We start from the raw sequence: 26,409 nt of genomic DNA, 5'->3' as shown, positions 1-26,409 counted from the left end.
GTCAGCAAGTGGCGAACATATTGGCAGTAGATGATGAGAAAGATATTCTTGTACTCATACAAAATATTTTGCGCCGCGATCAGCATCAAGTTCATACATTGAGTCAAGTTAACGCCGAATCTCTCGACGTGTTTTCAGGGTATGATTTAATTTTGCTTGATGTGATGATGCCGGGGATGGACGGATTTGAATTATGCGAGAAAATCCGGCCGCTGGTAGATTGTCCGATCCTGTTTCTCACCGCTAAGACGGAGGAAGAGGCCATCGTTAAGGGCCTCCTGACTGGGGGAGACGACTATATTTCAAAACCCTTCGGCGTTCTTGAGCTCAGTGCGAGAGTAAATGCACACTTGAGAAGGGAAAGAAGAGAGAAACACGAAACTAAACGTGTGATTTCCGGTTTTTTATTTCACTTTGACAGCAAAGAAGTATTTATTCATGATCAAAAGCTGAATTTAACAAAAAATGAATTTAAAATATGTGAGCTGTTGGCTCAGCATAAAGGACGAACTTTTACACGAGAAGAAATTTATGATCATGTATACGGGCTGGAAGGCAATGCATTATACTCCACGATAACCGAATTTATCCGCACGATTCGGAAAAAATGCAAAGAACACGAAAGAGATCCGATCAAAACGGTATGGGGCGTAGGGTACAGATGGGAATAATCCGTAAAAAAAAGACGCTGCGCAGAGAACTGATCAAATATATGCTCACTTTGAGTTTCAGCCTGATCGCGATCACGGCTGTATATGTTTTGATCAATATGATCGGAATGAATGCAGGGCTGTTTTATCCTGCCAATTACAATGAAATCGAAGCTGAAAAGCTTAAGCCCAAGCTTCAATCGGCTGAACGGATAACGGAAGACATGATACCTGATACGATGCTGTATGCCATATTGGATAAAAAGTCGAAACAAAAGACAGCGGGAAACATGAAAGAAACGAATCTTTCAATTGTACGGAAAAAAATTGAGAGCAGGCCGTATGTCACCTTAAGTCAAAAAGGCTATATGATCATCGAACGCAAAGACGAGTATTGTGTGTTGGAGTATCCTTTGCGCGCTGAGTTTCGGTCTCCCCTGCTGAGACGGTTTCTCCCGAACTATGAGCTGACAAGCTTATGCATCATCATTCTGCTTCTAATTACGGTCGTTTTTGCGGTAACAACCCGATTTGCAAACAGGTTAAAAGATCATTTTCAAACATTAAACACCATCGCTGAGCAAATTAAAAAACAAAATTTAAATTTCACTCCGGAGTTTTCGAATATTAAGGAATTTGATCATGTGATCAGTTCCCTGATAGACATGAGGAATGCCCTTCAAGCCTCCCTCCGCGCGCAGTGGCACTTAGAGAAAACGAAAAAAGAACAGATCGGCGCATTGGCTCATGACATTAAAATTCCAATGACCATTATTAAAGGTAATGCGGAATTGCTGAGCTTATCACCGCAAAATCAAGAGCAGTCGGAATATATCAGATACATACTTGATGCGGGGCAAAAAATCGATCAGTACATTGACCAATTAATCCATTTGTCAAAAACGGAGGAAGCATTAAATATCGATTATAGAGAAAGTGCTGTGAAACCGTTAGTCGAAAGTGTTCTCAATGACACTGAAGCATACATAGGGAACAAATCGGTTGACATTGTGCTGAAGGAACAGAACCTTGAAGATAAAAAAGCACTGTTGGACAAACAGCTGCTTCATCGAGCGTTGATGAACATCATGACGAACGCTGCAGATCACACACCAGAAGGCGGGAGAATCGATTTTGAAGCTGTGTGTACGGATGATCAATTGATTTTCACAATCACTGACAGCGGAAAAGGATTTTCTCAAGAAGGCCTGCAGAAAGCTGCCGAGCTTTTCTATATGGAAGATAAAAGCCGGACATCGAATGGGCATTACGGTATGGGACTTACCTTTGCGCTTCGTGTTGTCAAGCTTCATCAAGGCGATTTATCGATTAAAAACGGTGAAGCGGGGGGCGGACAGGTGCAAGTAACCATCCCCCTCTGAGACCAGATCATCATCATTCAATGTCCCATTATGTCATCATCCCAAACCTTCCGACATCAGCCGGAAGGTTTTTTCGGTTCTCCCAGTTCCTGTTTCAAATATTGGTAAAGCTTTGCGTCCGCTTGTTTCAGCGGGAAAGACGCGGTTTTGCAAAGGATGCCGAAGGTTACGCTGATCGGGTCATCGCCGATAAACCGGACAATCGTTCCGGGAGGAGGAGGGGAGACGATGCTTTTCGGAATCAGGGCAACGCCGAGTCCAGCGGCAACATAATTTTTCAAAGCGGTCATGCTTCCAATCTCCATCGTGTTCATTTGGCTTCCCGGCAGCTCTTGAAACGCGATTTCGACTTTCTTCCGGTAGGTGCAATTGTTGGCTGTGATCAGTAGACGGTGCTCCCTAAGATCTTTCAGATGGATGTGTTCATTGTTTCCGGCGGGGTGTCCTTCAGGAAGCAGCACTACGAGCTCTTCAGCATATAGCGGTTCAAAATAAAGATCAGTTCCCATTGCCGGAGTCGAACAGACGGCAAGGTCCAGGCTGCCTTGAACCAGCCTTTCCCCCAATGTCGATGAGTTGGCGATATCTACGGAAACCCGGATCTTCGGATAATCCGCTAAAAATCTCCCCAACATCCGCGGCAAATCACAGCTCGCGATTGGTTCGACCGCTCCTAGACGGATATTTCCCGCTTCGCCAAGCAATAAGTCGGCCATATGATGTTGAAGGTGATCCATATTCTTGACAATATGGCTGCTTTCTTCAAAAAAAAGCCTGCCGGCTTCAGTCAGTCGGAATGTTTTCCCCCGCTCGAGCAATCAGATGCCGAGGTCTTCTTCGAGTTTTTTGATTTGCATTGTGACTGTGGACTGCGCATAATTCAGTTCTTCAGCCGCGCGGTTAAAGCTTCCGCAAGCCACGATTTTATGAAACGTCTTTAACGTTTTGAAATCCATCCCATCACCTCAAGTTCAATAAAATTGAATGAATCCTTCAAATGATTCAATTATACAAAATGATATAACCGTTATACACTATTAAACAATACAAAGGAGGAATAAATATATGCCATTTGTCAGGATGGATCTTTTAAAAGGAAGATCAAACGAAGAGCTTCGACGGATCAGCAGAACGGTTCACAAGGCGATGACGGAGACGATCGATGTTCCGGAAGATGATTATTTTCAGGTCATCACCCAGCACGATGAGGAAGAATTCTTTTTCGATCCCGGCTATATGAATATCGAACGGACGAAGGATTTGATCTATATTCACATCACAATGAAAGAGAGACCGGTCGAAAAAAAGCTGGCGCTGTATCAACGCATTGCAGAATGTTTACAAAAAAACGCCGGCATCCGCCAAGAGGACGTCATGATCATTGCGGCCGAAAACGTGAAAGAGAACTGGTCGTTTGGGAATGGAACAGCACAGCTTGCATCAGTTGAAAAGGGAGTGATGAAAAATGGAAATGAAAAATAAAACAGCCCTTGTCACAGGAGGCGGCACTGGGATCGGCAGAGCGGCATCGCTCGCTTTGGCAAACCGCGGCGCAGCGGTTATTGTCAACTATTCGCGTTCCGAAGCGGAGGCTGAAGAGACGGTTGGGATGATTGAAAATCAAGGCGGCCGCGCGCTCGCGATTAAAGCCGATGTTTCTAAGGTCAATGAAGTTCAAGGCATGTTTGATCGGGCGGCCCGTGAGTTCGGCACCGTCGATCTGCTCGTCAACAATGCAAGCATCACCAGGCATATCGAGCTTGATGACTTGGATGGAGCTTCTGAAGAAGTCTGGGATGAACTGTATGCGGTAAATGTCAAAGGGATGTTTTATTGCGCGAGAGCGGCGGCATCTTTAATGAAGCAAAATAAGCAAGGCGCCATCGTAAATGTCGGCAGCATCGCCGGACTGACGGGCTCAGGTTCTTCGCTCCCCTATGCCGTATCAAAAGCGGCGGTCCACGGACTGACGAAATCATTGGCGCATGCGCTCGCTCCGGATATCAGGGTCAGCTGTGTGGCACCTGGCGCTGTATCGACGAGATGGTGGGAGGGGAATGAAGAGAAAATGAAGCGGCTCAGCCAAAAGCTCCCGCTTGAACGGATCGCAAAGCCGGAAGATATCGCCTTGCTCATTTGCGCGCTGCTCGAACAAGAAACGGTTACTGGTCAAATCTTAACGGCGGACTGCGGCCAAACATTATAGCGGTTATAAGTCTATTATCCTATTTCTATATGAAACCATTTACCTTATGATTAGTCATATCGAAATAGAAAAAAGAGGGAAGAACGTATGAGGCGTTTACAATCGTTAGAAGCCATTGAAAAAGTGAAAAGCGGGGATTATCATGTTTTGCGTGATGCCGAATGGCTCAAGTATCTTGTTTTAACTGAAGAACAAAATGTCAATCTGGAGCGGATATCTTCGCTGGAGAACATGCCTCAGAATCCCGTGTTTCTTTATGTGGAACAGACGCTCTCCATCTTGGAGAAAGCGGACATTCCTGAGCGGGAAAAAGAAATCATTGAAGAGGTTCTCATATGGAGTGAAACGGCTAAGTGCGGCCAGCCTCATAAAAGAAAGGAATGGCGTGAGAAAGGCTTTCAGCTTGCGATCCATAATATCGGGTCGGCGCAGATTTATGCTGATCGAAGACAGGCGTATATGCCGGAGCGGCAGGATATTGACGAACTCATCTATATTTTGATTTTGACGCATGGACTCATCGGGCAGTATATCCGCGGGGAATCAAGGTATCGCCAATTCACTCCTCTTATCGATTGGATTGAAGCATCCGAACTTCAGCACATCGACATCAGGCGGGTTCTGTACGTTCTGAACAAATGTATCATTGAAGGGGTTTCGCCGGCACTTTGGGAATCGATTGAACAAGACGTGAACCGGATAATCGGCCAAATCTGCACAGGAGAAAGAAACAAAGATTGGCCGTTTGCGGAAAGGATCAGAAAACTGCGGGGACAGGCGTTCGATTCCGGCGAAGACAGCAGCCGGTACGAGCGGTTTTTGAGGGAACATGCCGCGGAAGATGTGCTGAGACGCTTCTTTCAGCGGGTCGATTTATGGTATGTGGAATCCGCCTTGTCATCGTTCAGTTTTGAAGAGTTTGTCAAAATCTTTTTGCTAGTGCTTCGTTCTGTCAATCCTTTATCAGTCAAGCATATCAGCTTTGAGCCGCTGATGAAGGACATGTACCGTGATTACCAGGGTGTGCGTCATACGAATGTTTATAAAAAACGGATTATCGAAGCGTGCTTAAAAGAGATGTCGATCAGCGATTTGCTTTTCGGCGGGGTGCCTGTAAATGAACACGTTTCGCTTGCTGTTCAGCCGTTTGATCAGGCTTCCGAGATTGTCGGCGTCACGTTTTCGTTTTCGCAGGCCGGACTGAAGCTGATTGAATTTTGCCAGGAAGCGGAGAAATCGCCTTTATATGAACGGGCGATCGTGCTGCTTTATGATTTTTTTGAGTTTCGCAAGGATTCGTTTGACCGGCTGCAAAATGAAGCGGCTTATCTGTCTGACATGAACGGTGCGGAAGATTATAAAAAGAAGATTGCCGATTATGCTGTTGGAGAAAGAATGCTCGACATCGGAGCCGGAGGCGGCGTGATGCTTGATTTGCTGACGGACCAGCATCCTGAAGCAGAGGTCATCGGCATCGACCTTTCCGTCAATGTCATTGAGGAGCTCCAAAAAAGAAAAGTGCGCGAACATAAGCCGTGGCATGTGAAACAGGCTGATGCGTTGGATCTTCCTGAGTACTTCGAACAGAAAAGCGTCGACACGATTGTATTTTCATCGATATTGCACGAATTGTTCTCATACATTCCGTATGAAGGAAAACGATTTAATCACCTCGTCATTGTCCAAGCGTTAAAAAGTTCCTTTGATATTCTGAAGCGGGGAGGCAGAATCATCATCAGGGACGGAATCATGACCGAAAACAAAGAGGAAACGCGGCGGATTCGCTTTAAAGACCCGGATGGAATGGATTTCTTGAAACGGTATATCCATGATTTTAAAGGGAGAAAGGTGCAAATTCTTGAGGCTGAAAAGGATGCGGCTGTACTGTTTGTGAATGACGCGATGGAATTCCTCTATACATATACTTGGGGAGAAGAAGCCTATTCGCATGAAGTGCAGGAGCAGTTCGGCTATTTTACGCCGTCTGAATTCCGGCGCTGTATTGAGAAAGAGTTGGGGGAACGCGCGAACATTCTTGTGTTCGAACACTATGTACAGGAAGGGTATGAAGAACACCTTAACCCTAAAATCGAGCTGACAGACCGGCTCGGCCGACGCGTGCCGCTGCCGGACAGCACTTGTTTTATTGTAATTGAAAAAAAGCACCACTAGGGTGCTTTTTTTAGTTGTTGCTTTTAAGGAAGCTTGAGAAGTATTGTTCGGTCTTGTAATTATCAGCATCCATTTTCCATTTGTCGTTTTTTGATTTTTCAAGCTTAACTTCAACGGTTTTCTCACTTGAAGTCGCCTGTGCTTTTTTGATTTCTTCACTCATGATGTCAATCGCAGGATTGATCAATTCATCTCTGGACATGAAGTTTTTGCCGCTGTCTTTCACATAGTCTTCCAGTCTTTTCTTCACTTTCTTTTGGACATCCGTATTATCGATTGGTGTAACGGTTGCCTCAACAGTTGCTTCATCGCCTGAAATTGATTTTGTAACTGCTTTGACTTGAGATTTTTCTTGATAAGCGTTTTGGATGGCGCTGATCAGTTTATTCAATTTCTTTTTATCGACATCTTCTTCATCATAATATCCTAAAGAGCGAACGATTGATTTTTGAGCGCCTTCAAGGTAATCGGTAACGACTTCACGTTTATTTTCGTCGACCAGTTTATCAAAGTTATCATTATCTTTGCCGAAAATCGTTACATCTGTGTAAGCCAGCAAAGCTTTTGCCGGATCTTCAAGTTTTTTGGCTGTTTTCAGCAAATCGTCGCTGCCGCCGTCGATCTCGAATTTGACAGGATCGGCTTTGTTTTCACCGTACATGTCAGGTGTGTATTCAAGCTGAAACTTTTTGCCCTTTTCAACGATGTAATAGATATTTCCGTCGACTTCCTTGTCAGAATTCAGCGTGGAAGAACGAAGTCTCTTGTTTCTTTCATCATATACGCTGACGTCCGACATTTTTGAGTCGCCTTCGTAAAGGCTGAATTGGCTTTTATCAACCATCAATGGTTCTTTTCCTGTATTTTTAACGGAAACATTGATCTTTAGTATAAGTTCATTTTCGTGCAGGTTTGTTGATGAATCATCCGGAAGCGTATATTCGGAGCTTAGTATTTTAACTTCTGCATTATCTGCTTTTTTCGTATCTTCTTTCTCTCCGCTCGCACTTTTGCTGCCTCCGCAGGCTGTTGACACGACTGCTACAATCATCAAAAGCATCATTAGAAAAAACTTTTTACTTCGCATGGTCTGTCTCCTTTTTTATTATTATTTTTTCAATGTTATGTAAATGAAAAGAATGGGGTGGTTAGGGTAAAAAGGCCCTTCATCGGGACAAATCTTACTCAAGTCCCGGTCATTTCATTTATCTAACAGTGAAAATTTGATTATAATTCTTCCTTTTTCCTTAGTTTCTTTAAAAAAACAGAAACAACATCACTCATTTTAAGGTTTGAAGAATCAATAATAAATAGGTGTTAAATACTAATTTTGGTCAATGTTTTGCAAGATTAGGCATGTTTTCAAACTTTGGGTAGTATGAATAGACTAAAACTAATGACTTACAAAACGGTGCATTTAATTGAGATTGATCCATTTTCCACCTTAGCCATGACAAGGCAGAACAGGTGAAAAATATAAGTGTTTTGTTTAGAATCCGCCACTTTGTTGATGAATTTTGAAATTGGACTATGGTGGATAAAAAGTCCTGTTTTCGGGTTTTCTTAACCTGAGCTTAAAATTTAGTAGATCAATCGTCTCAGAAACGCCGGTTTTGATGGTTTAGGCTTCTCTATGGTCAGGGAGACGGAGACATGTATGAGGAATGCAGCCGGGGGCTCCGGCTGCATATTGTGGACCGGATGTTTACTTAATACCGATGATCATGGCGATAACAATTGCGGCGGCGCCGATGAAAATCCAGCCTGCGACCAGCTTCCAGACAAACTTGACCCAGCGTTCGTAAGTGACGCCTGCGATTGACAGCGAAGCCATCAGTACACCGGAGGTCGGGATGATGGAGTTGGTGATTCCGTCTCCGTATTGATACGCGAATACGGCAATCTGGCGTTCGAATCCCAATAAATCGGCCAGCGGCGCCATAAGCGGCATCGTTGTGGCTGCCTGTCCGCTTCCGGATGGAATAAATGTGTTGATCACGATTTGCACGGCGAACATGCCAATGGCGCTGATTTCGTTCGGAAGTGAGCTGATGGCTGAAGCAAGGCTGTTGATGATCGTATCGATAATCTGTCCGTTTTCCAATACGATGACAATGGCACGGGCGAAGCCGACAATCAGCGCTCCGTATACAACCTGTTTCATACCGTCAACAAATGAATGGAAGGTGTTGTTGATGCCGAGTCCTCCCGCAAGGCCGGCGGCAAAGCCGATGATGAGAAAGCCGGCCGACAGCTCGCTTAAAAACCACCCCCATTGAAATACACCGAACATATTGATGCCGAAGCCCAATGCTGTAATCAGCAGGACGAGGCCGTGTCTTCCGGTGAAGGAAAGATCAGCGTGTCCTGCGGCTGTCTCTTCATTCATCTCTGTTTCGCTTCCATACATCAAACCGGTATTTGGGTGCGCTTTGACTTTTTCAGCGTACCGCATGACATAAAAAATGGAGAAACCGAGCATGGCGGCATAAACGGCCAATCTATAACCGAGGGCGCTAAACACTGGGACTTCCGCAATTGTCTGTGCGATTCCGACTGTGAACGGGTTCAACATGCCGCCGGTGAACCCTGCAGCCGCGCCAAGGGAAATCATCGCCAGCCCGGTCATTGAATCATAGCCAAGCGCTCTTGCAACAGCGATGCCGATCGGAATAAAAATAATCGTCTCTTCAGATAAACCGATCGTTGCGCCTCCGATGGAAAAGACGAACATGGTGACGGGAATCAGGAGGAAACCGCGTTTCTTCAAGCGCTGCACGAGCACATGAACACCTGCACGAATCATCCCGGTCTGATGGATGATGCCGAAAGCTCCGCCTATTAAAAAGATGTAAAAAATAATATCCGCCGATTGAATCATGCCTTCCGGTATGGCTTTAAACATCTCGAAAAAACCGACCGGACCGGCGTCAGTCTGTGTGTAGCTCCCTTGTACGATAACCGTTCGGCCGTCTTCTTCAACCCGTTCAAATTCTCCTGATGGAATGAAGTATGAAGCCAGTGCAGCTAAAATGATAATGAAAAAAATCAAAGCATAAGTATGAGGGAAGTGCAGTTTTATTTTCTGGGGGGTGCCATTGCTCATTCCGTTCGTCTCCTTTATAATGTATTAATATTCATATAATTATATATTTAATCATTTTGAGGATATGAGCTTTACTTTGTCAACCCTGGAAAAGAACTTCCGGTAATGGAGAAGGGAGAACCGTTATGAAAAAACAAATTGAGAAAGAGATCGAACATATTCGTGAAGAGCTGCTGCATATCAGCCAGTATATAGGCAATCACCCTGAACTGGGGCATGAAGAATTCAAAGCTTCAAAGATTCTGTCCGAGGAGCTGAAAAAACACGGTTTTCAGGTGGAATTAGGAACATGCGGCCTTGCGACGGCGTTTACGGCCGAATTTGACAGCGGCCGTCCCGGCCCTGCCATCGGGTTTATGGCTGAATATGATGCATTACCTGACCTTGGCCATGCCTGCGGGCACAATTTGATCGGCACGATGGCGGTCGGCGCCGCAATCGGCGTCAGCAAAGTCATCGCATCATGCGGAGGGAAAGTGTATGTTTACGGAACGCCTGCGGAAGAAACGAAAGGCGGAAAAGTAACCATGGCTGAACAAGGGGTTTTTGATCACTTGGACGCCGCTATGATGGTTCATCCGTATTGCAGGCATGAAAAAAGCGGAACATCGCTGGCGATGGATGCGATTCAATTCGAATTCTTCGGAAAGGCCTCGCATGCGGCGGGAGCGCCTCACGAAGGAATCAATGCGCTCGATGCCGTCATTCAGACATTCAACGGCATTAATGCGCTCAGACAGCATATTCTCCCTGATGCCCGGATTCACGGGATTATCCCAGAGGGAGGGAAAGCGGCAAATGTTGTGCCGGATTATGCGGTTGCCCAGTTTTATGTCAGAGGAACGGAACGTGCTTATGTCAATGAATTGCTTGATAAAGTAAAAAATTGTGCAAAAGCAGCCGCACTTGCGACTGGAGCCCGACTTGAGAGCTCTTTTTACGAGCTGTCTTACGATGATTTGAAAACAAATGAAACGCTGTCAGACGCCTTTACACAAAACATGATCGAGTTGGGCGTCGATCCCGATTCGATTCATGAAAAAGCGGACGGAGGAGGTTCAGTTGATATGGGGAATGTCAGCCAGATCGCACCTTCCATTCATCCTTATGTACAAATTTGCGATGAACCGTACGCGTGCCACACACCCGAGTTTCGGGAGGCAGCCATGAGCAGCCAAGGGTTCGAAGGCTTAATGCTCGGCGCAAAATCTATGGCATTCACGGCCTATGATGTGCTCACCAATGAAGAGCTGTTGAGAAAAATAAAGGAAGAATTCAGCTTTTTAAAACAATAGAAGGTCTGAAGAGGGAAACGAGGTTTCCCTTTTTTTAATGTCAAAAAACGCAGAAGAAAATCTAACATATGAATAGACAACGTATAAATGCATTTTAAACTGGTATGAAAGAGAGGAGGAAAGAGAAAATACATATATAATTAGCGGACTTCGCAGCAGGGAGAGATCAAAACATGACGAAAAAACGAATGTTATTTATTGTGTTAGGCTTATTGCTTTTGATCAATGCCGGGTGCTCCGGTTCAAACGAATCTCGAAATGAAACAAAGGCCCGGGCGAAGACGGAAACTGCTTCTGTTAAGACTGCCCAAGGAAATGACCGTCTGCCCAACATAAGAATTTTGGCTACAGGGGGGACAATTGCCGGAGCGAATCAGTCCAAAACGTCGACGACCAATTATAAAGCGGGTGCAGTCGGGATTGATACGCTCATCGAAGCCGTTCCGGAAATGAAGGATATCGCGAATATCAGCGGAGAACAAGTGGCAAACATCGGAAGTCAGAATATGACTAATAAAACGCTCCTGAAATTGAGCAAGCGCACTGCGAAGCTTTTAGCTTCAGATGATGTCGATGGAATTGTCGTCACTCACGGAACGGACACCTTGGAAGAAACGGCTTATTTTTTAAATCTCGTCCTCAAAAGCGATAAACCCGTCGTTGTGGTCGGATCTATGCGGCCTTCCACAGCGATTGGAGCCGACGGGCCTGCCAACTTGTACAATGCTGTAAAGGTCGCTGCGAGCAAGGAAGCTTACGGGAAAGGAACCATGGTGGTGCTGAATGACCGGATTGCTGCGGCAAGATATGTGACGAAAACCCATACGACAGCTCCTGACACTTTCAAGTCGGAAGAAATGGGGTACCTCGGCAATATTGCCGACGGCATCTATTTTCATAATGACATCACAAAAAAGCATACGAAAGATACCGATTTTAATATTTCCAAGATCAATCTGCTTCCTCAAGTCGACATCATATACGGGTATCAAAACGACGGGCGCTATCTGTTTGACGCTGCAATCAAGGCGGGAGCGAAAGGCATTATCTATGCGGGAAGCGGAAACGGTTCAGTCTCTGACGAGGCGAAAAAAGGGGCAGTCGCAGCGGTGAAAAAAGGGGCGGCAGTCGTGCGTTCTACACGCACCGGCAGCGGGGTTGTCACGCCCAATCCTGATCTTGAAAAGGAAAACATATTGGCTTCCAACTCTTTGAACCCGCAGAAAGCCCGGATTTTGCTGATGCTGGCGCTGACCAAAACAGATGATCCGAAAAAGATCCAGTCCTATTTTGAAGAATATTGACGAGAATCCGCCGGGGAGCCCGGCGGATTTTTTAAAGATCGAGCGCTAAGCGAACCATATCGATGCAGCGCATGCCGTTTTCGTATATCGGTTTCTCGTAATGCCTCAAGAAAAAGTCGCGGTCGATGCCGGTGATTCTAAATCCGCATTTTTGATAGAGCGCAAGCTGGCCGATGCTTGAATTCCCGGTTCCGATTTCAATTGTCTTAAATCCTTGTGATTTTGCCGTTTCAATCGCATGCATAACCAATTGTCTGCCGATTCCTTTTCCCTGCAGATCTTCTTTGACGGCGATATTGACGAGCTCTGCTGTTTCTGGTCTCGTCGGCAGCAGCACATAGACACCTACAATCCGGCGGTCGATTTCTGCTGTATAGCATTGTCCCCGTTTGAGATAATCGATAACCAGTTTTTCGGAAGGGTCTGCCGTCAACAGTAAATCAAGCGGCGGCTCATGTTCTGGGTGTAACCTTCGAATATTCATTTCACTCATCTCCTTTTTGATCTAAACTGAAAACATTGAAATCCTCAAAAGGCTCATGCACAATAGTAAACACAAGCGAACAGTAAAGTGAGGTACTGATATGAATATATCTGACTATATGAAGCATGACGCAGTTGCTTTATCTAAGCTTATCAAACATGGGGAAGTAACGGTGAACGAATTAATCGATGCTGCTTTTTCCCGCCTTGAAGAAGTCAATCCAGAACTGAATGCGGTCGTTCGGACGAGAAAAGAACAAGTCAAACATGAATGCAGACAGCTCGATATCAGACAGCAGCCGTTTGCCGGGGTGCCGATCCTTTTAAAGGACATTTCCCAAGCGTTGAAAGGGGAGCCTCTTACTGCCGGCGCCAAGCTGCTTTCATCTTATCAACCAAAGCGCGATTCGAATTTCGTTGCTAAATTGCGCGGCGCCGGCTTTTTATTTCTCGGCCAAACGAATACGCCCGAATACGGATTGAAAAATATTTCTGAGCCTGAATTATACGGGCCGTCGCGAAATCCCTGGAACACCGATTATTCACCCGGCGGTTCAAGCGGCGGTTCCGCTGCAGCGGTGGCGGCCGGAATCGTTCCCCTTGCAGGAGCTAGTGACGGGGGAGGCTCCATTAGGATCCCCGCTTCATTTACCGGGCTATTCGGTTTGAAGCCGACCCGGGGCAGAACGCCTGTAGGACCGGGCGTCGGGCGGCAATGGCAGGGAGCATCGATCGATTTTGCGCTGTCCCGTACGGTCAGGGACAGCGCTGCGCTCCTTGATATCCTGCAAACCGTTCAGCCTGAAGCCGCTTTTCAAACGCCTTTATTTCCGGGCCATTATGAAGAGGATATGAAAAAAGGGCTGGAGCGCCCGTTGAATATCGCATTTTCTGTAGAATCACCCGTCGGAACGCCTGTCAGTGATGAAGCCAAACAAGCCGTCCACCGCACCGTTAAATGGCTGGAAGCGCAGGGACACCGCGTCGAAGAGCAGGCGAACGGCGTTGATGGACTCCGGTTAATGGAGAACTACTACTTAATGAACAGCGGTGAAATTTCCGCGATGATTCTAGGAATGGAAAAAACGCTTGGAAGAGCGATCACTGTTCAGGATGTTGAAATTGTCACATGGGTGCTTAATGAAGCAGGCAAAAAAGTGTCGGCAGCCGAATTTACGGCAAGCCTTGCTTCCTGGGATCAAGCAGCTGCACAAATGGCGGCGTTTCATGAGACCTATGATCTGTATGTGACCCCTGCAACGGCTTACCCCGCTCCAAAGGTCGGCGAGCTTACTCATACCGAAAAAGAAGCCGAAGCGCTCCTGAAAGTGAGTGAGCTGGAAAAAAATGAGCAGCAGTCGTTGATTTATCAAATGTTTTTGAAAAGCTTGACATATACACCATTCACACAGCTTGCCAACTTAACCGGACAGCCTGCGATGAGCGTCCCGGTCCACCTCACAAATGAAGGTTTACCGCTCGGCGTTCAAGTGACGGCACCGAAAGGAAAGGAACATTGGCTGCTTCGCACCGCACATTTATTAGAGCAATCAGACTTATGGATCGGAATGAAAGGCAATCCGAAGTTCGGCAGTCTGTAACCGCATAAAAGAAGACCGGCTGTTAATCAGGCCGGTCTTCTTTTGGATCATACAGTTTTTCGAGCTCGTCAACCAATGTTCCGACATACGCAACTGCCTGGCGTATCGGTTGATCCGTCGACATGTCAACACCCGCGTGTTTCAACAGGTCCAGCGGTTTCATTGTACCGCCTGTTTTTAAAACGTCCAGCCATCTCTCGACGGCAGGGCGGCCTTCTTCTTTAATTTGCTGCGAGACGATCGTCGATGCTGTCAGCCCGGCTGAATAGGTGTAAGGGTATAACCCCATGTAGTAGTGCGGCTGACGCATCCATGTTAAACCTGCCCCTTCATCAAGCTTCACTCCGCTGCCCCAGAATTCGGACAGCACGGCGGTGGTTTGTTCAGACAGTACGGAAGCGGTAAGTGCGCACCCTTGTTCGGCGAGTTCGTAGACTCTCCGCTGATATTCCCCTTCGAGCAGATGGGTGACGAAATTGTGGTAATACGTGCCCATCAGTTGGTTGATGACCCAGCGCTTCATTTTCCGGTCATTTGTTTTGGAAAACAAATGCTGGGCGAGAAGCATTTCGTTCATTGTAGAAGGCGCTTCGATGAAATATAGAGACGGTCTGACATTCATGATGCGCTGCTTGCGGTTTGCCAAGTAGAAATGACCGGCATGACCGAGTTCATGGGCAAGGGTAAAGGCGTCCCGCATCGTATCCGTCCATGTCATCAAAATGAAGGGATGCACTCCGTACGGACTTGAACAAAACGCACCCGTGGATTTGCCGATGTTGTCAGCGAGATCAACCCACCGCTCAGTCAATGCGGTTTCCATGACTTCCGCGTACTCGGGTCCCATCACTTGTAAAGCGTCCAAGATCATCCGGCCGGCCTGTTCGTAAGTCGTCTTTGGACTGAAGTCGTGATCAAGCGGAGCCTGCAAATCGCAGAAGCGCATGTCGTCGAGGTCTAATACGCGTTTTTTCAAGGCGGCATACTTGCGCATATGAGGTGCAAGTTCGTTTTTAATCACATCAAGCTGGTTGTGGTACATTTCGAGCGTGACGCTTTGCGGCTGAAGAAGCATATCGGTGGCGGATTGATATCCGCGAAGCCTTGACATGCCGACCTGTTTTTTGACTTCTGTTTCATAGACGGCGGCGATGGTATTTTTGTATGTTTGCAGGGTATTTGTAAAGGAGGCAAAGGCGGTTCTGCGAATATGCGTATCAGGAGAGAACATGTATTTTCCTTCATATAACGCGAACGAATTGGCCAACTCATTGCCGTTCCGGTCCTGAATCGGTGAAAATTGCATATCTGCAAGCTTCGCCATCCCGAAAATTTTGTACGGTGCATCATGCACTTCGCCTAAAACGGCTAACGCTTCCTCTGTTTCGGGAGCAAGCTTATACGGCTTGCGCTCCATTATCTCGGACAGCATTTTGCTGAAAGGCTCCAGTCCTTTCTCATTTTTTATGTACGTCTCCACTTGATTTTCGGGGAATTCGAGAATTTCCGATTGGATAAATGAAAGCCCGGCGTTTAGTTTTGCTTGAAGTGCGGCCATCCTTGAAGCGTCGGCTTGGTTGACGGGGTTTGTCAAATCTTCGGACTTTCTGAGGTGAGTATAGGCGGCGGCCCGGACTAGGCGCTCTAGCAGTTTCTCCTGCAGCATTAAACAATCGAGCAACACGTCAGCTCCTTCGTGAAGCCTTCCTTTAAATGAGCCGATGGATACGAGATCTTCCTCAATTTTCACAAGTGCGTCTTCCCAAGCTTCATAAGAAGAAAATAAATCAGTAAGATTCCAAGTCAGTTCCTGCGGCACCTCAGAGCGCTTCGGTCTTTTTTCTGCCACTTTTTCCAATGTACAGCCTCCCCTTGAAAATATTTCGTGTTTCTAATTAATTATATAAAAGACGGCAGCAGAATGAAATAAAAAACGACGGTTTCTAATGAAACCGTCGTAAATCATCCATTATTGAGCATTGCGGTTTCGTCCGCCCATACTTCTCATGACAAGACTGACGATGAAAATCAAAATGATCGCACCGATCAGAGCCGGAATGATATTAAATCCGCCGATCATCGGACCCCAGCGTCCCAAAATCATGGAGCCGAGCCATGAACCGATAAATCCCGCGATAATATTTCCAATGATTCCTCCGGGTACATCACGTCTGATAATGAGGCCGGCCAGCCAGCCTAAAATTCCGCCGATGATCAATGACCAAATAAATCCAAACATTGAACAAAACCTCCTTGTTTTTTAGACATTTTCAGCCTTATACCTATCTTTTGGAATTCGTGAATAAATATACAAATTTTCTCTAAATGAAACCATTCGGGCGAACAAACGTATGGAATACGGACACCTGGAACAGGCATAAGACGCTTAGATCAAGAGAGGAGAGTAAAATGAGACAGCCTATAAAGGAATTAAAAGGCTTTCGGGCATTTGCCCTGGAAAAAATGAAGGAGTGGAACGTTCCCGGAGCCGCTGTTGCAGTCATTAAGGAAGACGAGATCATCATGGCGGAAGGGTTTGGATTCAGGGATAAAGAACGGAAATTAAAAGTGAACCCGGAAACGGTATTTGCGATCGGTTCCGCTTCCAAGGCATTTACAACGGCGGCGATGGCGGTTTTGGCTGATGAAGGGAAAATGGAATGGGACAAGCCGGTAAGGGAATACCTCCCGGAGTTTAAGATGTATGATCCGGTGGCAACCGAACGGATGACTCCCCGTGATCTGGCGTGCCATCGTTCGGGCCTCCCAAGACACGAAATGATGTGGTATAATTCCTCCTTTTCAAGGGAAGAGCTTTTCAGACGGCTCCGCTACCTTGAGCCGAATCTGGATTTTCGATCAAAATGGCAGTATCAGAACCTGATGTACATGACGGCCGGTTATCTTGCAGGAAGAATAGCGGGAACGACATGGGAGGAGTTTGTTCATGAGCGGATTTTCAAACCCTTGCATATGACATCCAGCAGCTTCTCGGTCGAAGATATGCAAAAGCTTTCCGATTTTGCCTTTCCATATCAAGAGAAAAACGGAACAGTTGAAAAAATTCCTTTTCGCAATATCGATGTGATCGGGCCGGCCGGATCGATCAATTCCAATGCCTTGGATATGGCAAATTGGGTGCTGCTTCAGCTTGGCAGCGACAAATTCAGCGGTGTTCTATCAGAGGGAAGCCTTCATGAGCTGCATACGCCTTGCATTTCCTGCGACTCCATTCTTAAAGCGAAGGAACTCCCTGTCTGCAGCTATGGGCTCGGCTGGTTTGTTGAACCGTACCGTGGCCGTCATATGATTCATCATGGCGGAAATATTGACGGTTTTTCATCGCTTGTTGCTTTCATGCCTTATGAAAAAATCGGGATTGCCATTTTGACAAATATGAACGGCAGCTTTCTCCCAAATGTTCTGGCGTACAATATTTTTGACCGCTTGCTTGGATTGGAAGAGATTGATTGGAACGGCCGGCTGAAAGGCGAAGCGGAAAAAATAATGAAAGCGGCTTTAGGGGTGGATCGAACCGCTGATCTTACCAAAATTGAAGGAACGAAGCCTTCTCATGACCTGAAGGACTACACAGGTGTATACGAGCACCCCGGCTACGGTGAAATCAAAATAGAGTGTAAAGACGGTATGTTACAGGCGCTCTTCAATTCGTTTGTGATGCCTTTGAAGCATTATCATTACAATATATTCGAGATGAAAATGCCGCTCACGGAGATGGCGATGCTCTCATCTTTCAGCGCTGATATACACGGACATATCAGCCGCCTTTCCGTACCGTTTGAAATGGCGGAAGGCGCTGGAGAAATCGAATTTGTCAGGAAGCCGGATCAGCGGTTGTACGATCCTGAATTTCTTGCTTCTTTAACGGGCGAATATGCATTGGAAGCCGGAACAGATGTCGTTGTGTCTTTCAGAAACAACCGGACGCTCTGGGTTTCATTGCCCGGTCAGCCTGATTACGAACTTGAGCCTTACCGTGAGTTGACATTTCAAATCAAAAACCTGCCGGGTTTCAGCGTCCGGTTCGAAGCCGGCGATTCCGGACAGGTAACAGGTTTGCGCTTCATCCAGCCGAATGGAGAATTTCCTGCTGTTCGGAAATAGCAGCAGAAGACATATTTCGATTTATTTCCCGAGAAATATACCAAGTGTGAGCCGCCTCGTCACTCCTGGACGGCTTCCAGCAGTAAATCCGCCAGATGAACAGCTCTCACTTGGTTTGTAAGCCCCGCTCGTTCAATGCCGAGCTTCATTTGCAGCAGACATCCGGGATTAGCTGTAACGATCGTAGCGGCCCGGGTCGCTGCTGCTGCTTCCATTTTTGTATCGAGAATTTTCATCGACATTTCGGATTCGACAATGTTATAAATACCGGCTGATCCACAGCAGCTTTCGGCATTTTTCATTTCCTTGAATTCAATGCCGTTGATGCTGCGAATAAGGTATCTCGGCTCAGCGGAGGTGTTCATGACATTTCGCAAATGGCACGAATCTTGGTAGGTGACGATTTGCTGCGGCAGTTCAAGGGATTGCTGATCAAAGTTCAGCTCCAACAGGACGGAAGAAAAGTCTTTCAGTTTCCCTGTAAAAACCGCTGCCCGTTTCCGCCATTCAGAGTCATCTTTCAGGAGATGATCATATTCCTTTAAAAATGCTCCGCATCCCCCTGCATTTGTCACGATAAAGTCCGCGTTTGAATCCTCGAATGCCTGAATATTTCGTTTTGCGAGCAGGACGGCCTCAGACTTTTCGCCGCTGTGTCCGTGGAGGGCACCACAGCAGGTCTGCTGTTCGGGAATGATGATCTCGCAGCCGGCCAGCCGCAGCAGCTCGATGGTTGCCATATTCGTATCTAAAAACAACGTATCCATGAGGCAGCCCGAGAAAAAGGCGGCCCGTTTTTTTCTCTCTCCGATCGCAGGGAGCAGGTGCGGCCGTTTTTTCAGCTGTTTCATATCGGGAACTTTCGGCAAAACAGCCTCCATTTTCGCGAGATGGTCCGGCAAAAGACGAAGTAAGCCCGATTTGCGAATCACATTTTGCATGCCGGAACGCTGATACACGCCGAGTATTCCAGTCAGCGCCCTGATTCTGTTTTGGTGGGGGAAAAGCCCTTTGAATACCGCGCGGCGAAGCACTTTAACCGGAAGGGTGTGTTTTTTGTTCTGCTGAATAATATCTCTCGCTTCTTCAAGCAAGCGCCCGTAGTTTACGCCTGAAGGACATACAGGTTCACACGCCCGGCAGCCGAGGCAAAGCTCCAGTGACCGTTCGACATCCTCATCAGGCTCAATCGCCCCATCGACGACCGCTTTCATGAGCGCGATGCGTCCGCGCGGTGAATGGCTTTCCTGAAAACCGGATTCGATATAGGTGGGGCATGACGGCAGACAAAAGCCGCAGCGCATGCAATTCAGCAGCTCTTCCTCGTCCATTCTTTTTTTAAACTGCTGTTCAATGACCTTTCTTTCGTTAGCTGTCGTCATTTTGTCACCACCACCCGCTTGCGGGAGTCTTTCGCAAATATCTTCCCGGGATTCATGATGCTGTTAGGATCCAGCGCCTGTTTTACCGCCTTCATGGCGGCGATTCCCGCTTTGCCCAGCTTCAGTTCCAGATAAGGAGCTTTCATTTCGCCGACCCCATGTTCTCCGGTGATTGTTCCTCCCAGCTCAACCGCTTTTTTAAAGATGTCTTCAAAAGCCTGTTCGACCCGTTTCATTTCTTCACTGTTTCTGACATCTGTCGTACAGGTCGGATGAAGGTTGCCGTCGCCTGCGTGCCCGAATGTACAAATCGATATTTTGTGCTTTTCGGCGATCGTATTAATTGCTTTTACCATTTCGGCAATTTCAGAGCGCGGTACCGTGGCATCCTCCAGAATGGTCGTCGGCTTTAAACGGGCTAAAGCGGAAAGTGCGGTGCGGCGGGCCTCCCGAAGATTTTCCGCTTCAGCTTCTGTTTGCGCGGTTTGAACGGACACAGCATTTCCTTTTGTGCAAATCTCTTCAATCAGGGCAATGTCACGGCGGACTGCTTCCTCGGTGCCGTCCTGTTCGATCAGGAGAACCGCTTTGGCATGGACGGGAAGGCCGATTTTCGCGAAGTCTTCGATCACCTGAATCGTGGGCTGATCGAGAAATTCGAGCGTCGTCGGAATGATTTTGTGTGCGATGATATTTGAAACCGTTTGGGCTGCAGAGTCGATATCTTGATAGAGGGCGAGGACGGTTTTTTTTGTTTCGGGTGCCGGGATGAGTTTCAATGTTGCTTCAGTAATGATGCCGAGCGTTCCTTCAGAACCGACGAAAAGACGCGTCAAATCATAGCCGGCAACGTCTTTGGCGAGTTTGCCGCCAGTGCGGATGATATCCCCGTTTGCGAGAACGACTTCAAGCGCCATGACATAATCGCGTGTCACTCCGTATTTCAGCCCGCGGAGGCCGCCCGAGTTTTCATTGATGTTGCCGCCGATTGTCGAGATCTTCATCGAGCTCGGATCGGGCGGATAAAATAATCCCTTTTCTTCAGCGGCGTGAATTAAATCAAGCGTGATCACGCCGGGCTGAACGGTTATCGTTAAGTTTTCTTCATCGATTTCTAAAATTCGATTCATATGCTTAAACAGGAGGACAATTCCTCCTTCAGTCGGGCATGTGCCGGCGCAAAGGTTTGTACCTGAACCTCTCGGCACAATCGGAATGCGGTGCGTGTTGCAGATTTTCACGATTTGCGATACTTCTTCTGTGCTGCGCGGGGCTATGACCGCGTCAGGCATCGATTGAAACTGGGGTGTCGCATCATAAGAATAGACGAGCCGTCCGGCGTTCGAATCGTCATAATTGACAGAGCCGACAATTTCAATCAACTGGGATTTCACTTGTGAGGAAATCATGTATGATCACATCCTTTACCAATTATTATACAAAAACAAACGCTTTCAAAAAATCATTCTTTTAAACTTCAAAAAAAAAAGAACCCGTTTTCAAAGAAAACGCGGTTCTTTGCAGGAGGCATCAGGTTGCAAGGCTGATTGCCTGATTCAGCACTTTTGCTCCGTCCATCATTCCATAAGCCATTTGATCAATGACGGCCACGGGCGTATGATAAGGCTCGGCACGCTCTGTCATTTGCCCTTTTAAATACCGGACCTGCGGACCAATCAGTATCACATCAATTTCATCCAGATGACTTGGCAAATCTGCCTCCGCATATGCATTAATTTCGGCCTTCAATGAACGTTTTTTCGCTTCTTCCCTCATTTTTTTGACCAGTATACTCGTAGACATTCCAGCTGAACATACAAGTGCGATCTTCATTTTTCTCTTCCTTTCTGAAGCTCTTGATATAAATGAATCAATTCTTTCGCCAAATCTTTTACAGTCATGGCTGTCATTAAATGGTCCTGCGCATGGATTAATAATAGATTGGGTGAAAGGCCTTCGCCTTGTGCTTCTTTTTGCAGAAGGCGGGTTTGCGCCTGATGAGCTTGGCTCAGCTCCGATTCTGCTTCTTGTATTTTTTGATATCCGGTTTCCCATTCGTGTTGTTTCACAAGCTGCAATGCTTCCATTGCAGAAGAACGCGCATTTCCGGCGTGAAGAATGATTTCAAATGAGACCTGTTCCAATTGTAGTGTATCTGCCATAACATTCACTCCTTACTTATTCGTTTTCTGTCTGGTGCAAGGCGGAACGTTCTGCTGCTTTTATAAACGGGAGGTAGAGCAGGGTGGCCAGCACCAGGTTGAAGATTTGCAATAAGACTCCCCGGACTGATCCTCCGGTGACGAGATACCCGCTGACAATCGGCGGCGTTGTCCACGGAAGGATCGCGACAGTTTTCGGGACGAGACCGGAAGCCAAAGCGACATATGACGTAATCGTTAAAATTAATGGAATCAAGATAAACGGAATGAACATGATCGGGTTTAATACAATAGGAAGTCCGAACAGAACGGGCTCATTGATGTTAAAAAGGCCGGGTGCGAGAGACACCTTCCCGATCGTTTTGTAGTGCTTCGATTTCACGGCAATTAAAATGCCGGCAAGCAGAGCCAATGTCGTTCCCGATCCCCCCATAAATACGTAAGAATCGAAGAAAGGCTTTGTTACAATATACGGCACTTCAAAAGCGCTCATTCCTTGCGAGAATAAGTGTTGATTTTCCTGAATAAGCGGGAGGTAGACGGATTCCATGATCGGCCCGAGGATATTTGTTCCATGCAATCCAAAGAACCAGAGCAAATGATTCAAGAAAGTGAAAATCAAGGCTGACCCAACCGTGTTGGAAAGACCTTGAAGCGGCTCTTGAATCGTGCTGAAAACAAGCTCATGGATGCTTTGTCCCGAATAATGAACAATCAGAGCATTACATAGCCCGGCAGTGGATAAGATGACGGCAGCCGGCAATAGAGCATTCAAGGATTTTGTGACGCCGTCAGGCACTCCTTCAGGCATTTTGATTTTCCATTTCTCATTTTGTGAAAACAGCCGGAAGACTTCCGTCGACAGCAAAGCCACGATTAAGCCGACGAACAGGCCTTGTGCTCCCAGCCAAGTCATTGAAAAGCCAAAGTCTTCAGTGGTCGGCGTAAGCACGGCGAATGCGCCAATCCCGATTAATGCGGCAGACAGGCCATCTGTGTGATAGGACTCGGCCAGCTTAAAGCTGACAGCCGCAACGGCTAAAAGGCTCAACAGAGCAAAAGAGCCATTCCATATCGCCCCGCCGACAGCAGTCCATCCCTCTCCGAACAGGCCGGTCATAAAGTTTTGAAACGCCGGTATTGGAAAATTATTAACCAGGATGGCGAGGGAACCGATGATAATAAGAGGCATAATGGCGATGAATCCGTCGCGTATTGCAATCAGGTGTCTTTGGGAACCGATCTTTCCGGCGATCGGCATGATGTTTGCTTCGATGAATGCCATCATTTTATTTTGTTTCATGTTCACAGACCTCCTCAAAAAATTGCGGGAGGTAACGTTTATGCGCCTCGAGCATTTCATCCAGTACCTTTTGAGCTTTGTGATCAGAGGAGACCAACGGATTGGTGATCATGGCTGAATATGCCGTATTGTAGTCGCCGGTGACCGCAGCTTCAATCACTAATTGTTCAAATTTTTTCATCAGGCAGATCGGCCCGCAAATGGCAGCAGGCAGTTTTCCGACGGTCAGAGGAATCGGTCCGCTTTTTGTAATGACACTGTTGACTTCGATCACCGCATCATCGGGAAGGTCTGGTATGCTTCCTTTATTCAGTGTGTTCACGGTCTGAATATCCATTGAATGATGATAAAGCGAGTTCATTAATGAGCAGGCTGATTCACTATAGTAAGCCCCGCCGCGGCCTTCCAGTTCTTTAGGCTTCTCATGGATCTCGGCGTCTTTGTATTTCTCAAACAGCTGCCGCTCCACTTCCATGACGGTTTCCGCTCGTGTTCCGTTGTTATTGTACGCTTCGATATCTTTTGCGAGCGCATCTTCATGTTGATAATAGTACTGATGGTACGGGCTCGGAAGCATACGTAAAGACCGCAGAAATTGGCGATTCCACGGCAACGCCGCAATATTGGAGGGCGAGTAGCCGAGGTAATCATTCAACAGATGCTCAATCGTCTCTTCCGTCCGGTCGATGCCGTCGATCCATACCCTTTTTCCGAAAACAAAATGGTTGAGGCCTGCGAATTCAATCATGACGCGGTTCACATCCACGCCGAATATTTCTGCAATGCTATTTTTCATGTTGTAAGGAATATTGCATACCCCTACGACCTTTTGATGAGGTCCGTGCTTCAGCAAAGCTTCCGTCACGATGCCGGCCGGATTGGTAAAGTTGATCAGCCATGCTTCGGGACAAATCTTTTGGATATCGCGAGCGATATCCAGCATGACAGGAATTGTGCGGAAAGCTTTAAACATACCGCCGGCTCCGTTTGTTTCCTGCCCGATTAGGCCGTGGCTGAGCGGAATTTTTTCGTCTAAAGCTCTCGCCTTCAGTCCGCCGACTCTGATTTGAACCGTGACGAAATCGGCACCTTGCAACGCTTCTGCCCGATCTATTGTATGGCTCAGTTCGATGGGAACCCCCGCATGCCTGATCATTCGCTTCGCGAGTTCTGAGACGATGCGAAGTTTTTCTTTGCCCTCCTCGATATCAACAAGTGCAATCTCATTCACCGGAAATTGATGTTGCCGTTTGATGATGCCTTCAATAATTTCCGGTGTGTAGCTGGACCCTCCGCCTATAACAACTACTTTCAGCGCCATAATCCCCCTCCTTCATTCTCTTTATATGAAAGCGCTTCACACAATTGAAACTTAACATGTCATAACAAATTTGTCCATACATATTTGTTATGACAAATTGTTTTTTTTAGGAACCTTTTGTGTTATTCTATAATTACGAACACACCCCAAAGGAGAACATGTATGGCGAAACAACCACAGCTCCACAGTCAAATTAAACAAGATATTGTAGATAAGATTGAAAGCGGTTATTATCCGCCTGGCAGCCTGCTGCCGACGGAGTCCGAGTTTTGCAAACTGTATGATGTCAGCCGGACGACGCTGCGGACCGCGCTGAATCATTTGCTTATGGAAGGGGCCATTTACCGAAAGCAGGGAAAAGGGACATTTGTCGCCAAAGGAAAAGTAAAGCAGATCTTGAGCTCCAGCAGCCTCCGTTATGCAGAGCAATTGAAGGCTCAAGGCTTTAAACCGAAAATCAAAGTTGTTGATTTGCAAAAAATAAAGCCGTCTGAAAAAATCCAAACCCTCCTCGGAATCGACGCTGAACAAATGGTCTATCAAATCAAAAGAATCCGCTATGCGGACGATGAAGAAATCCAGTTTGAAACAGCCTATATCAGAACGGATCTCGTCCCCGAAGTAACGGAAGAAATGGCGAATATTTCACTTTACCAGTGCATCAGCAGGCAAGGAAACAACATAAAAAGAACAGAGGAACAAATCAAAATTGTGATTTCTGATGAGGAGATTGCACAACATTTAAATATTACACAAGGCACACCTTGCTTCCAGATATCGACGCAAACATTTTTGGCGTCGGAAGAAGTCGTCGAGTATTCTATGGCCTATTTTCGCGGTGACCGTGTTGAGTTCTTCATTGAACGTGATTATGAACAAAGGGGGAATGAAAGGTGAAATCTCTAATCATAAATGCGGATGATTTTGGATTTTCAAGGGGAGTCAACCTTGGAATCATTGAAGCTTTCCAGCACGGGGTGCTCACATCGACTACGCTCATGGTCAATATGCAAGAAGCGGAGCATGCCGTCGAACTCGCACGGCAAAATCGTGAACTCGGAGTCGGCGTCCACTTGACATTGACGGCCGGGCGCCCGATTCTCGGCGGACTGCATATGATAACGGATGAAGAAGGGAATTTTCGCAAGCTTTTGTACTACCAGGGTTTCTTCGACATTGACCTTGATGAAGTATACCGAGAGTGGAAAGCGCAAATAGAGAAAGCTTTGTCTTTCGGTTTAAATCCGACACATATCGACAGCCATCATCATATTCATACATACGGAAATCTCCCTGAGGTGTTTGTAAAGCTTGCGAAAGAGTATGACCTGCCATGCAGAAAGGTCAATCATGATCATCCTTCACTGTGGAAGGGTGTAAGGTCGAACGATGCTTTTGAGCTGAAAGTCGATCGATTGAAGGATCTTTCGAGCATCCTTCGTGATTATCAAGACGCAGCAGTGATTGAAGTGATGTGCCATCCGGCTTACGTCGATAAATGTCTGCTTGAAAAATCGTCTTTCCATTATCCTCGGGTATATGAACTTTCACTGCTGACGGAACCTTCTCTTAAATCGGCTTTGCAACAATGTCCGGATATTCGTCTTACGTCTTACGCTAGTCTATGAAGAGGCTAGAGGCGCCGCTTCTATTCCTTAAATGGAGTAGAAAGCGGCGGTTGTGTAGTCAATGTCTTCAAGTTGACAGTTCAGAAAATTCTGATTAATATAGATTTGTCATAACAAATTCAGCAACCCTTCGCCATTAAAAAGTCTTCTTTTATACGCAAATGTATAGACATCTATACGTGTTTCACCCTCAGCACAACCAGCTTTACCAAACGAACACACCCGAAATTTTAATGAAATCATGATGTCAATCTCATTTATGTAAGCGTTTTCCCTTGTTGGCTTCTGT

General features: G+C 46.6%; 22 protein-coding genes and 1 pseudogene. 11 read left to right on the top strand and 12 right to left on the bottom strand.

Annotated features, from left to right (window positions below):
* Positions 1-8 precede the first annotated feature (8 nt).
* On the top strand, positions 9-671 hold the full coding sequence (locus tag M1E06_RS20035; RefSeq protein ID WP_025810814.1) for a response regulator transcription factor: 663 nt from the start codon (positions 9-11) through the stop codon (positions 669-671).
* Positions 662-2,032 carry a sensor histidine kinase gene (locus M1E06_RS20030; protein WP_020450028.1) on the top strand — a complete coding sequence of 457 codons (1,371 nt, stop codon included), beginning with the start codon at positions 662-664 and terminating at the stop codon, positions 2,030-2,032. Before M1E06_RS20035 ends, M1E06_RS20030 begins: the two co-directional genes overlap by 10 nt.
* 56 nt (positions 2,033-2,088) lie before the next feature.
* On the opposite strand, the pseudogene M1E06_RS20025 reads toward M1E06_RS20030, so the two are convergent.
* Positions 2,089-2,988, bottom strand: a pseudogene (locus tag M1E06_RS20025) (LysR family transcriptional regulator).
* A 109-nt stretch (positions 2,989-3,097) separates the two neighbouring features.
* Between M1E06_RS20025 and M1E06_RS20020 the strand changes: the two are divergent.
* From M1E06_RS20020 to M1E06_RS20010, 3 genes are all read left to right on the top strand, one after another.
* Complete coding sequence (locus M1E06_RS20020; protein ID WP_020450030.1) at positions 3,098-3,514, top strand: tautomerase family protein; 417 nt, start codon at positions 3,098-3,100, stop codon at positions 3,512-3,514.
* Positions 3,498-4,238, top strand: coding sequence for an SDR family NAD(P)-dependent oxidoreductase (locus M1E06_RS20015; protein ID WP_020450031.1), 741 nt, complete (start codon positions 3,498-3,500; stop codon positions 4,236-4,238). Before M1E06_RS20020 ends, M1E06_RS20015 begins: the two co-directional genes overlap by 17 nt.
* 87 nt (positions 4,239-4,325) lie before the next feature.
* Positions 4,326-6,410 (top strand): class I SAM-dependent methyltransferase, encoded by a 2,085-nt coding sequence (locus M1E06_RS20010; RefSeq protein ID WP_035337326.1) that lies wholly within the window; start codon positions 4,326-4,328, stop codon positions 6,408-6,410.
* Between the two features lie 10 nt (positions 6,411-6,420).
* On the opposite strand, the gene M1E06_RS20005 is transcribed toward M1E06_RS20010, so the two are convergent.
* Positions 6,421-7,497, bottom strand: a complete 1,077-nt coding sequence (locus tag M1E06_RS20005; protein WP_020450033.1) for a DUF4352 domain-containing protein — start codon at positions 7,495-7,497, stop codon at positions 6,421-6,423.
* Positions 7,498-8,115: 618 nt separating this feature from the next.
* On the bottom strand, positions 8,116-9,516 hold the full coding sequence (locus M1E06_RS20000) for a YfcC family protein (RefSeq protein ID WP_035337325.1): 1,401 nt from the start codon (positions 9,514-9,516) through the stop codon (positions 8,116-8,118).
* 125 nt (positions 9,517-9,641) lie between these two features.
* On the opposite strand from M1E06_RS20000, the gene M1E06_RS19995 reads away from it, so the two are divergent.
* A complete protein-coding gene (locus M1E06_RS19995) occupies positions 9,642-10,811 on the top strand; it encodes a M20 family metallopeptidase (RefSeq protein ID WP_020450035.1) in 1,170 nt (389 codons plus the stop codon).
* A gap of 173 nt (positions 10,812-10,984) precedes the next feature.
* A complete protein-coding gene (locus M1E06_RS19990; RefSeq protein WP_020450036.1) occupies positions 10,985-12,115 on the top strand; it encodes a type II asparaginase in 1,131 nt (376 codons plus the stop codon).
* A gap of 31 nt (positions 12,116-12,146) precedes the next feature.
* Here the strand turns inward: M1E06_RS19990 and M1E06_RS19985 are convergent, their stop codons facing one another.
* Positions 12,147-12,599 (bottom strand): GNAT family N-acetyltransferase, encoded by a 453-nt coding sequence (locus M1E06_RS19985; protein WP_020450037.1) that lies wholly within the window; start codon positions 12,597-12,599, stop codon positions 12,147-12,149.
* 100 nt (positions 12,600-12,699) lie between these two features.
* Between M1E06_RS19985 and M1E06_RS19980 the strand changes: the two genes are divergently transcribed.
* Positions 12,700-14,199, top strand: a complete 1,500-nt coding sequence (locus tag M1E06_RS19980; protein WP_020450038.1) for an amidase — start codon at positions 12,700-12,702, stop codon at positions 14,197-14,199.
* Positions 14,200-14,221: 22 nt separating this feature from the next.
* Here the strand turns inward: M1E06_RS19980 and pepF are convergent, their stop codons facing one another.
* Both pepF and M1E06_RS19970 read right to left on the bottom strand, forming a co-directional pair.
* Positions 14,222-16,057, bottom strand: a complete 1,836-nt coding sequence (gene pepF / locus M1E06_RS19975; RefSeq protein ID WP_020450039.1) for an oligoendopeptidase F — start codon at positions 16,055-16,057, stop codon at positions 14,222-14,224.
* 111 nt (positions 16,058-16,168) lie between these two features.
* Positions 16,169-16,438: a GlsB/YeaQ/YmgE family stress response membrane protein gene (locus M1E06_RS19970; RefSeq protein ID WP_017474015.1), complete on the bottom strand. Its 270-nt coding sequence runs from the start codon at positions 16,436-16,438 to the stop codon at positions 16,169-16,171.
* Positions 16,439-16,608: 170 nt separating this feature from the next.
* Here M1E06_RS19970 and M1E06_RS19965 point away from each other — a divergent pair, with 170 nt between their 5' ends.
* Positions 16,609-18,324: a serine hydrolase gene (locus M1E06_RS19965; RefSeq protein WP_020450040.1), complete on the top strand. Its 1,716-nt coding sequence runs from the start codon at positions 16,609-16,611 to the stop codon at positions 18,322-18,324.
* Positions 18,325-18,383: 59 nt separating this feature from the next.
* Here M1E06_RS19965 and M1E06_RS19960 read toward each other — a convergent pair whose 3' ends face one another.
* The 6 genes from M1E06_RS19960 to M1E06_RS19935 all read right to left on the bottom strand — a co-directional run bounded on the left by M1E06_RS19960 (position 18,384) and on the right by M1E06_RS19935 (position 24,492).
* Positions 18,384-19,706 (bottom strand): (Fe-S)-binding protein, encoded by a 1,323-nt coding sequence (locus tag M1E06_RS19960; protein ID WP_096747874.1) that lies wholly within the window; start codon positions 19,704-19,706, stop codon positions 18,384-18,386.
* Positions 19,703-21,115: a glycolate oxidase subunit GlcD gene (gene glcD, locus M1E06_RS19955; protein ID WP_023857785.1), complete on the bottom strand. Its 1,413-nt coding sequence runs from the start codon at positions 21,113-21,115 to the stop codon at positions 19,703-19,705. The genes M1E06_RS19960 and glcD overlap by 4 nt, the downstream gene beginning before the upstream one ends.
* A gap of 121 nt (positions 21,116-21,236) precedes the next feature.
* The gene (locus tag M1E06_RS19950) at positions 21,237-21,539 is read right to left on the bottom strand and encodes a PTS sugar transporter subunit IIB (RefSeq protein ID WP_149208555.1); all 303 of its coding nucleotides are present in this window, start codon (positions 21,537-21,539) and stop codon (positions 21,237-21,239) included.
* On the bottom strand, positions 21,536-21,868 hold the full coding sequence (locus M1E06_RS19945; RefSeq protein WP_020450044.1) for a PTS lactose/cellobiose transporter subunit IIA: 333 nt from the start codon (positions 21,866-21,868) through the stop codon (positions 21,536-21,538). The genes M1E06_RS19950 and M1E06_RS19945 overlap by 4 nt, the downstream gene beginning before the upstream one ends.
* 16 nt (positions 21,869-21,884) lie before the next feature.
* Complete coding sequence (celB, locus tag M1E06_RS19940; protein WP_020450045.1) at positions 21,885-23,171, bottom strand: PTS cellobiose transporter subunit IIC; 1,287 nt, start codon at positions 23,169-23,171, stop codon at positions 21,885-21,887.
* A complete protein-coding gene (locus M1E06_RS19935; RefSeq protein ID WP_020450046.1) occupies positions 23,158-24,492 on the bottom strand; it encodes a 6-phospho-beta-glucosidase in 1,335 nt (444 codons plus the stop codon). The genes celB and M1E06_RS19935 overlap by 14 nt, the downstream gene beginning before the upstream one ends.
* Before the next feature lie 162 nt (positions 24,493-24,654).
* Here M1E06_RS19935 and M1E06_RS19930 point away from each other — a divergent pair, with 162 nt between their 5' ends.
* Complete coding sequence (locus tag M1E06_RS19930) at positions 24,655-25,389, top strand: GntR family transcriptional regulator (RefSeq protein WP_020450047.1); 735 nt, start codon at positions 24,655-24,657, stop codon at positions 25,387-25,389.
* Positions 25,386-26,120 carry a chitin disaccharide deacetylase gene (gene chbG / locus M1E06_RS19925; RefSeq protein ID WP_020450048.1) on the top strand — a complete coding sequence of 245 codons (735 nt, stop codon included), beginning with the start codon at positions 25,386-25,388 and terminating at the stop codon, positions 26,118-26,120. The genes M1E06_RS19930 and chbG overlap by 4 nt, the downstream gene beginning before the upstream one ends.
* The last annotated feature ends 289 nt before the right edge of the window (positions 26,121-26,409 follow it).

It is taken from the genome of Bacillus sp. AK124, from assembly GCF_053903085.1.
The sequence above is the reverse complement of the archived record's forward strand: the minus strand, read 5'-3'. Positions and strand labels throughout refer to the sequence as shown.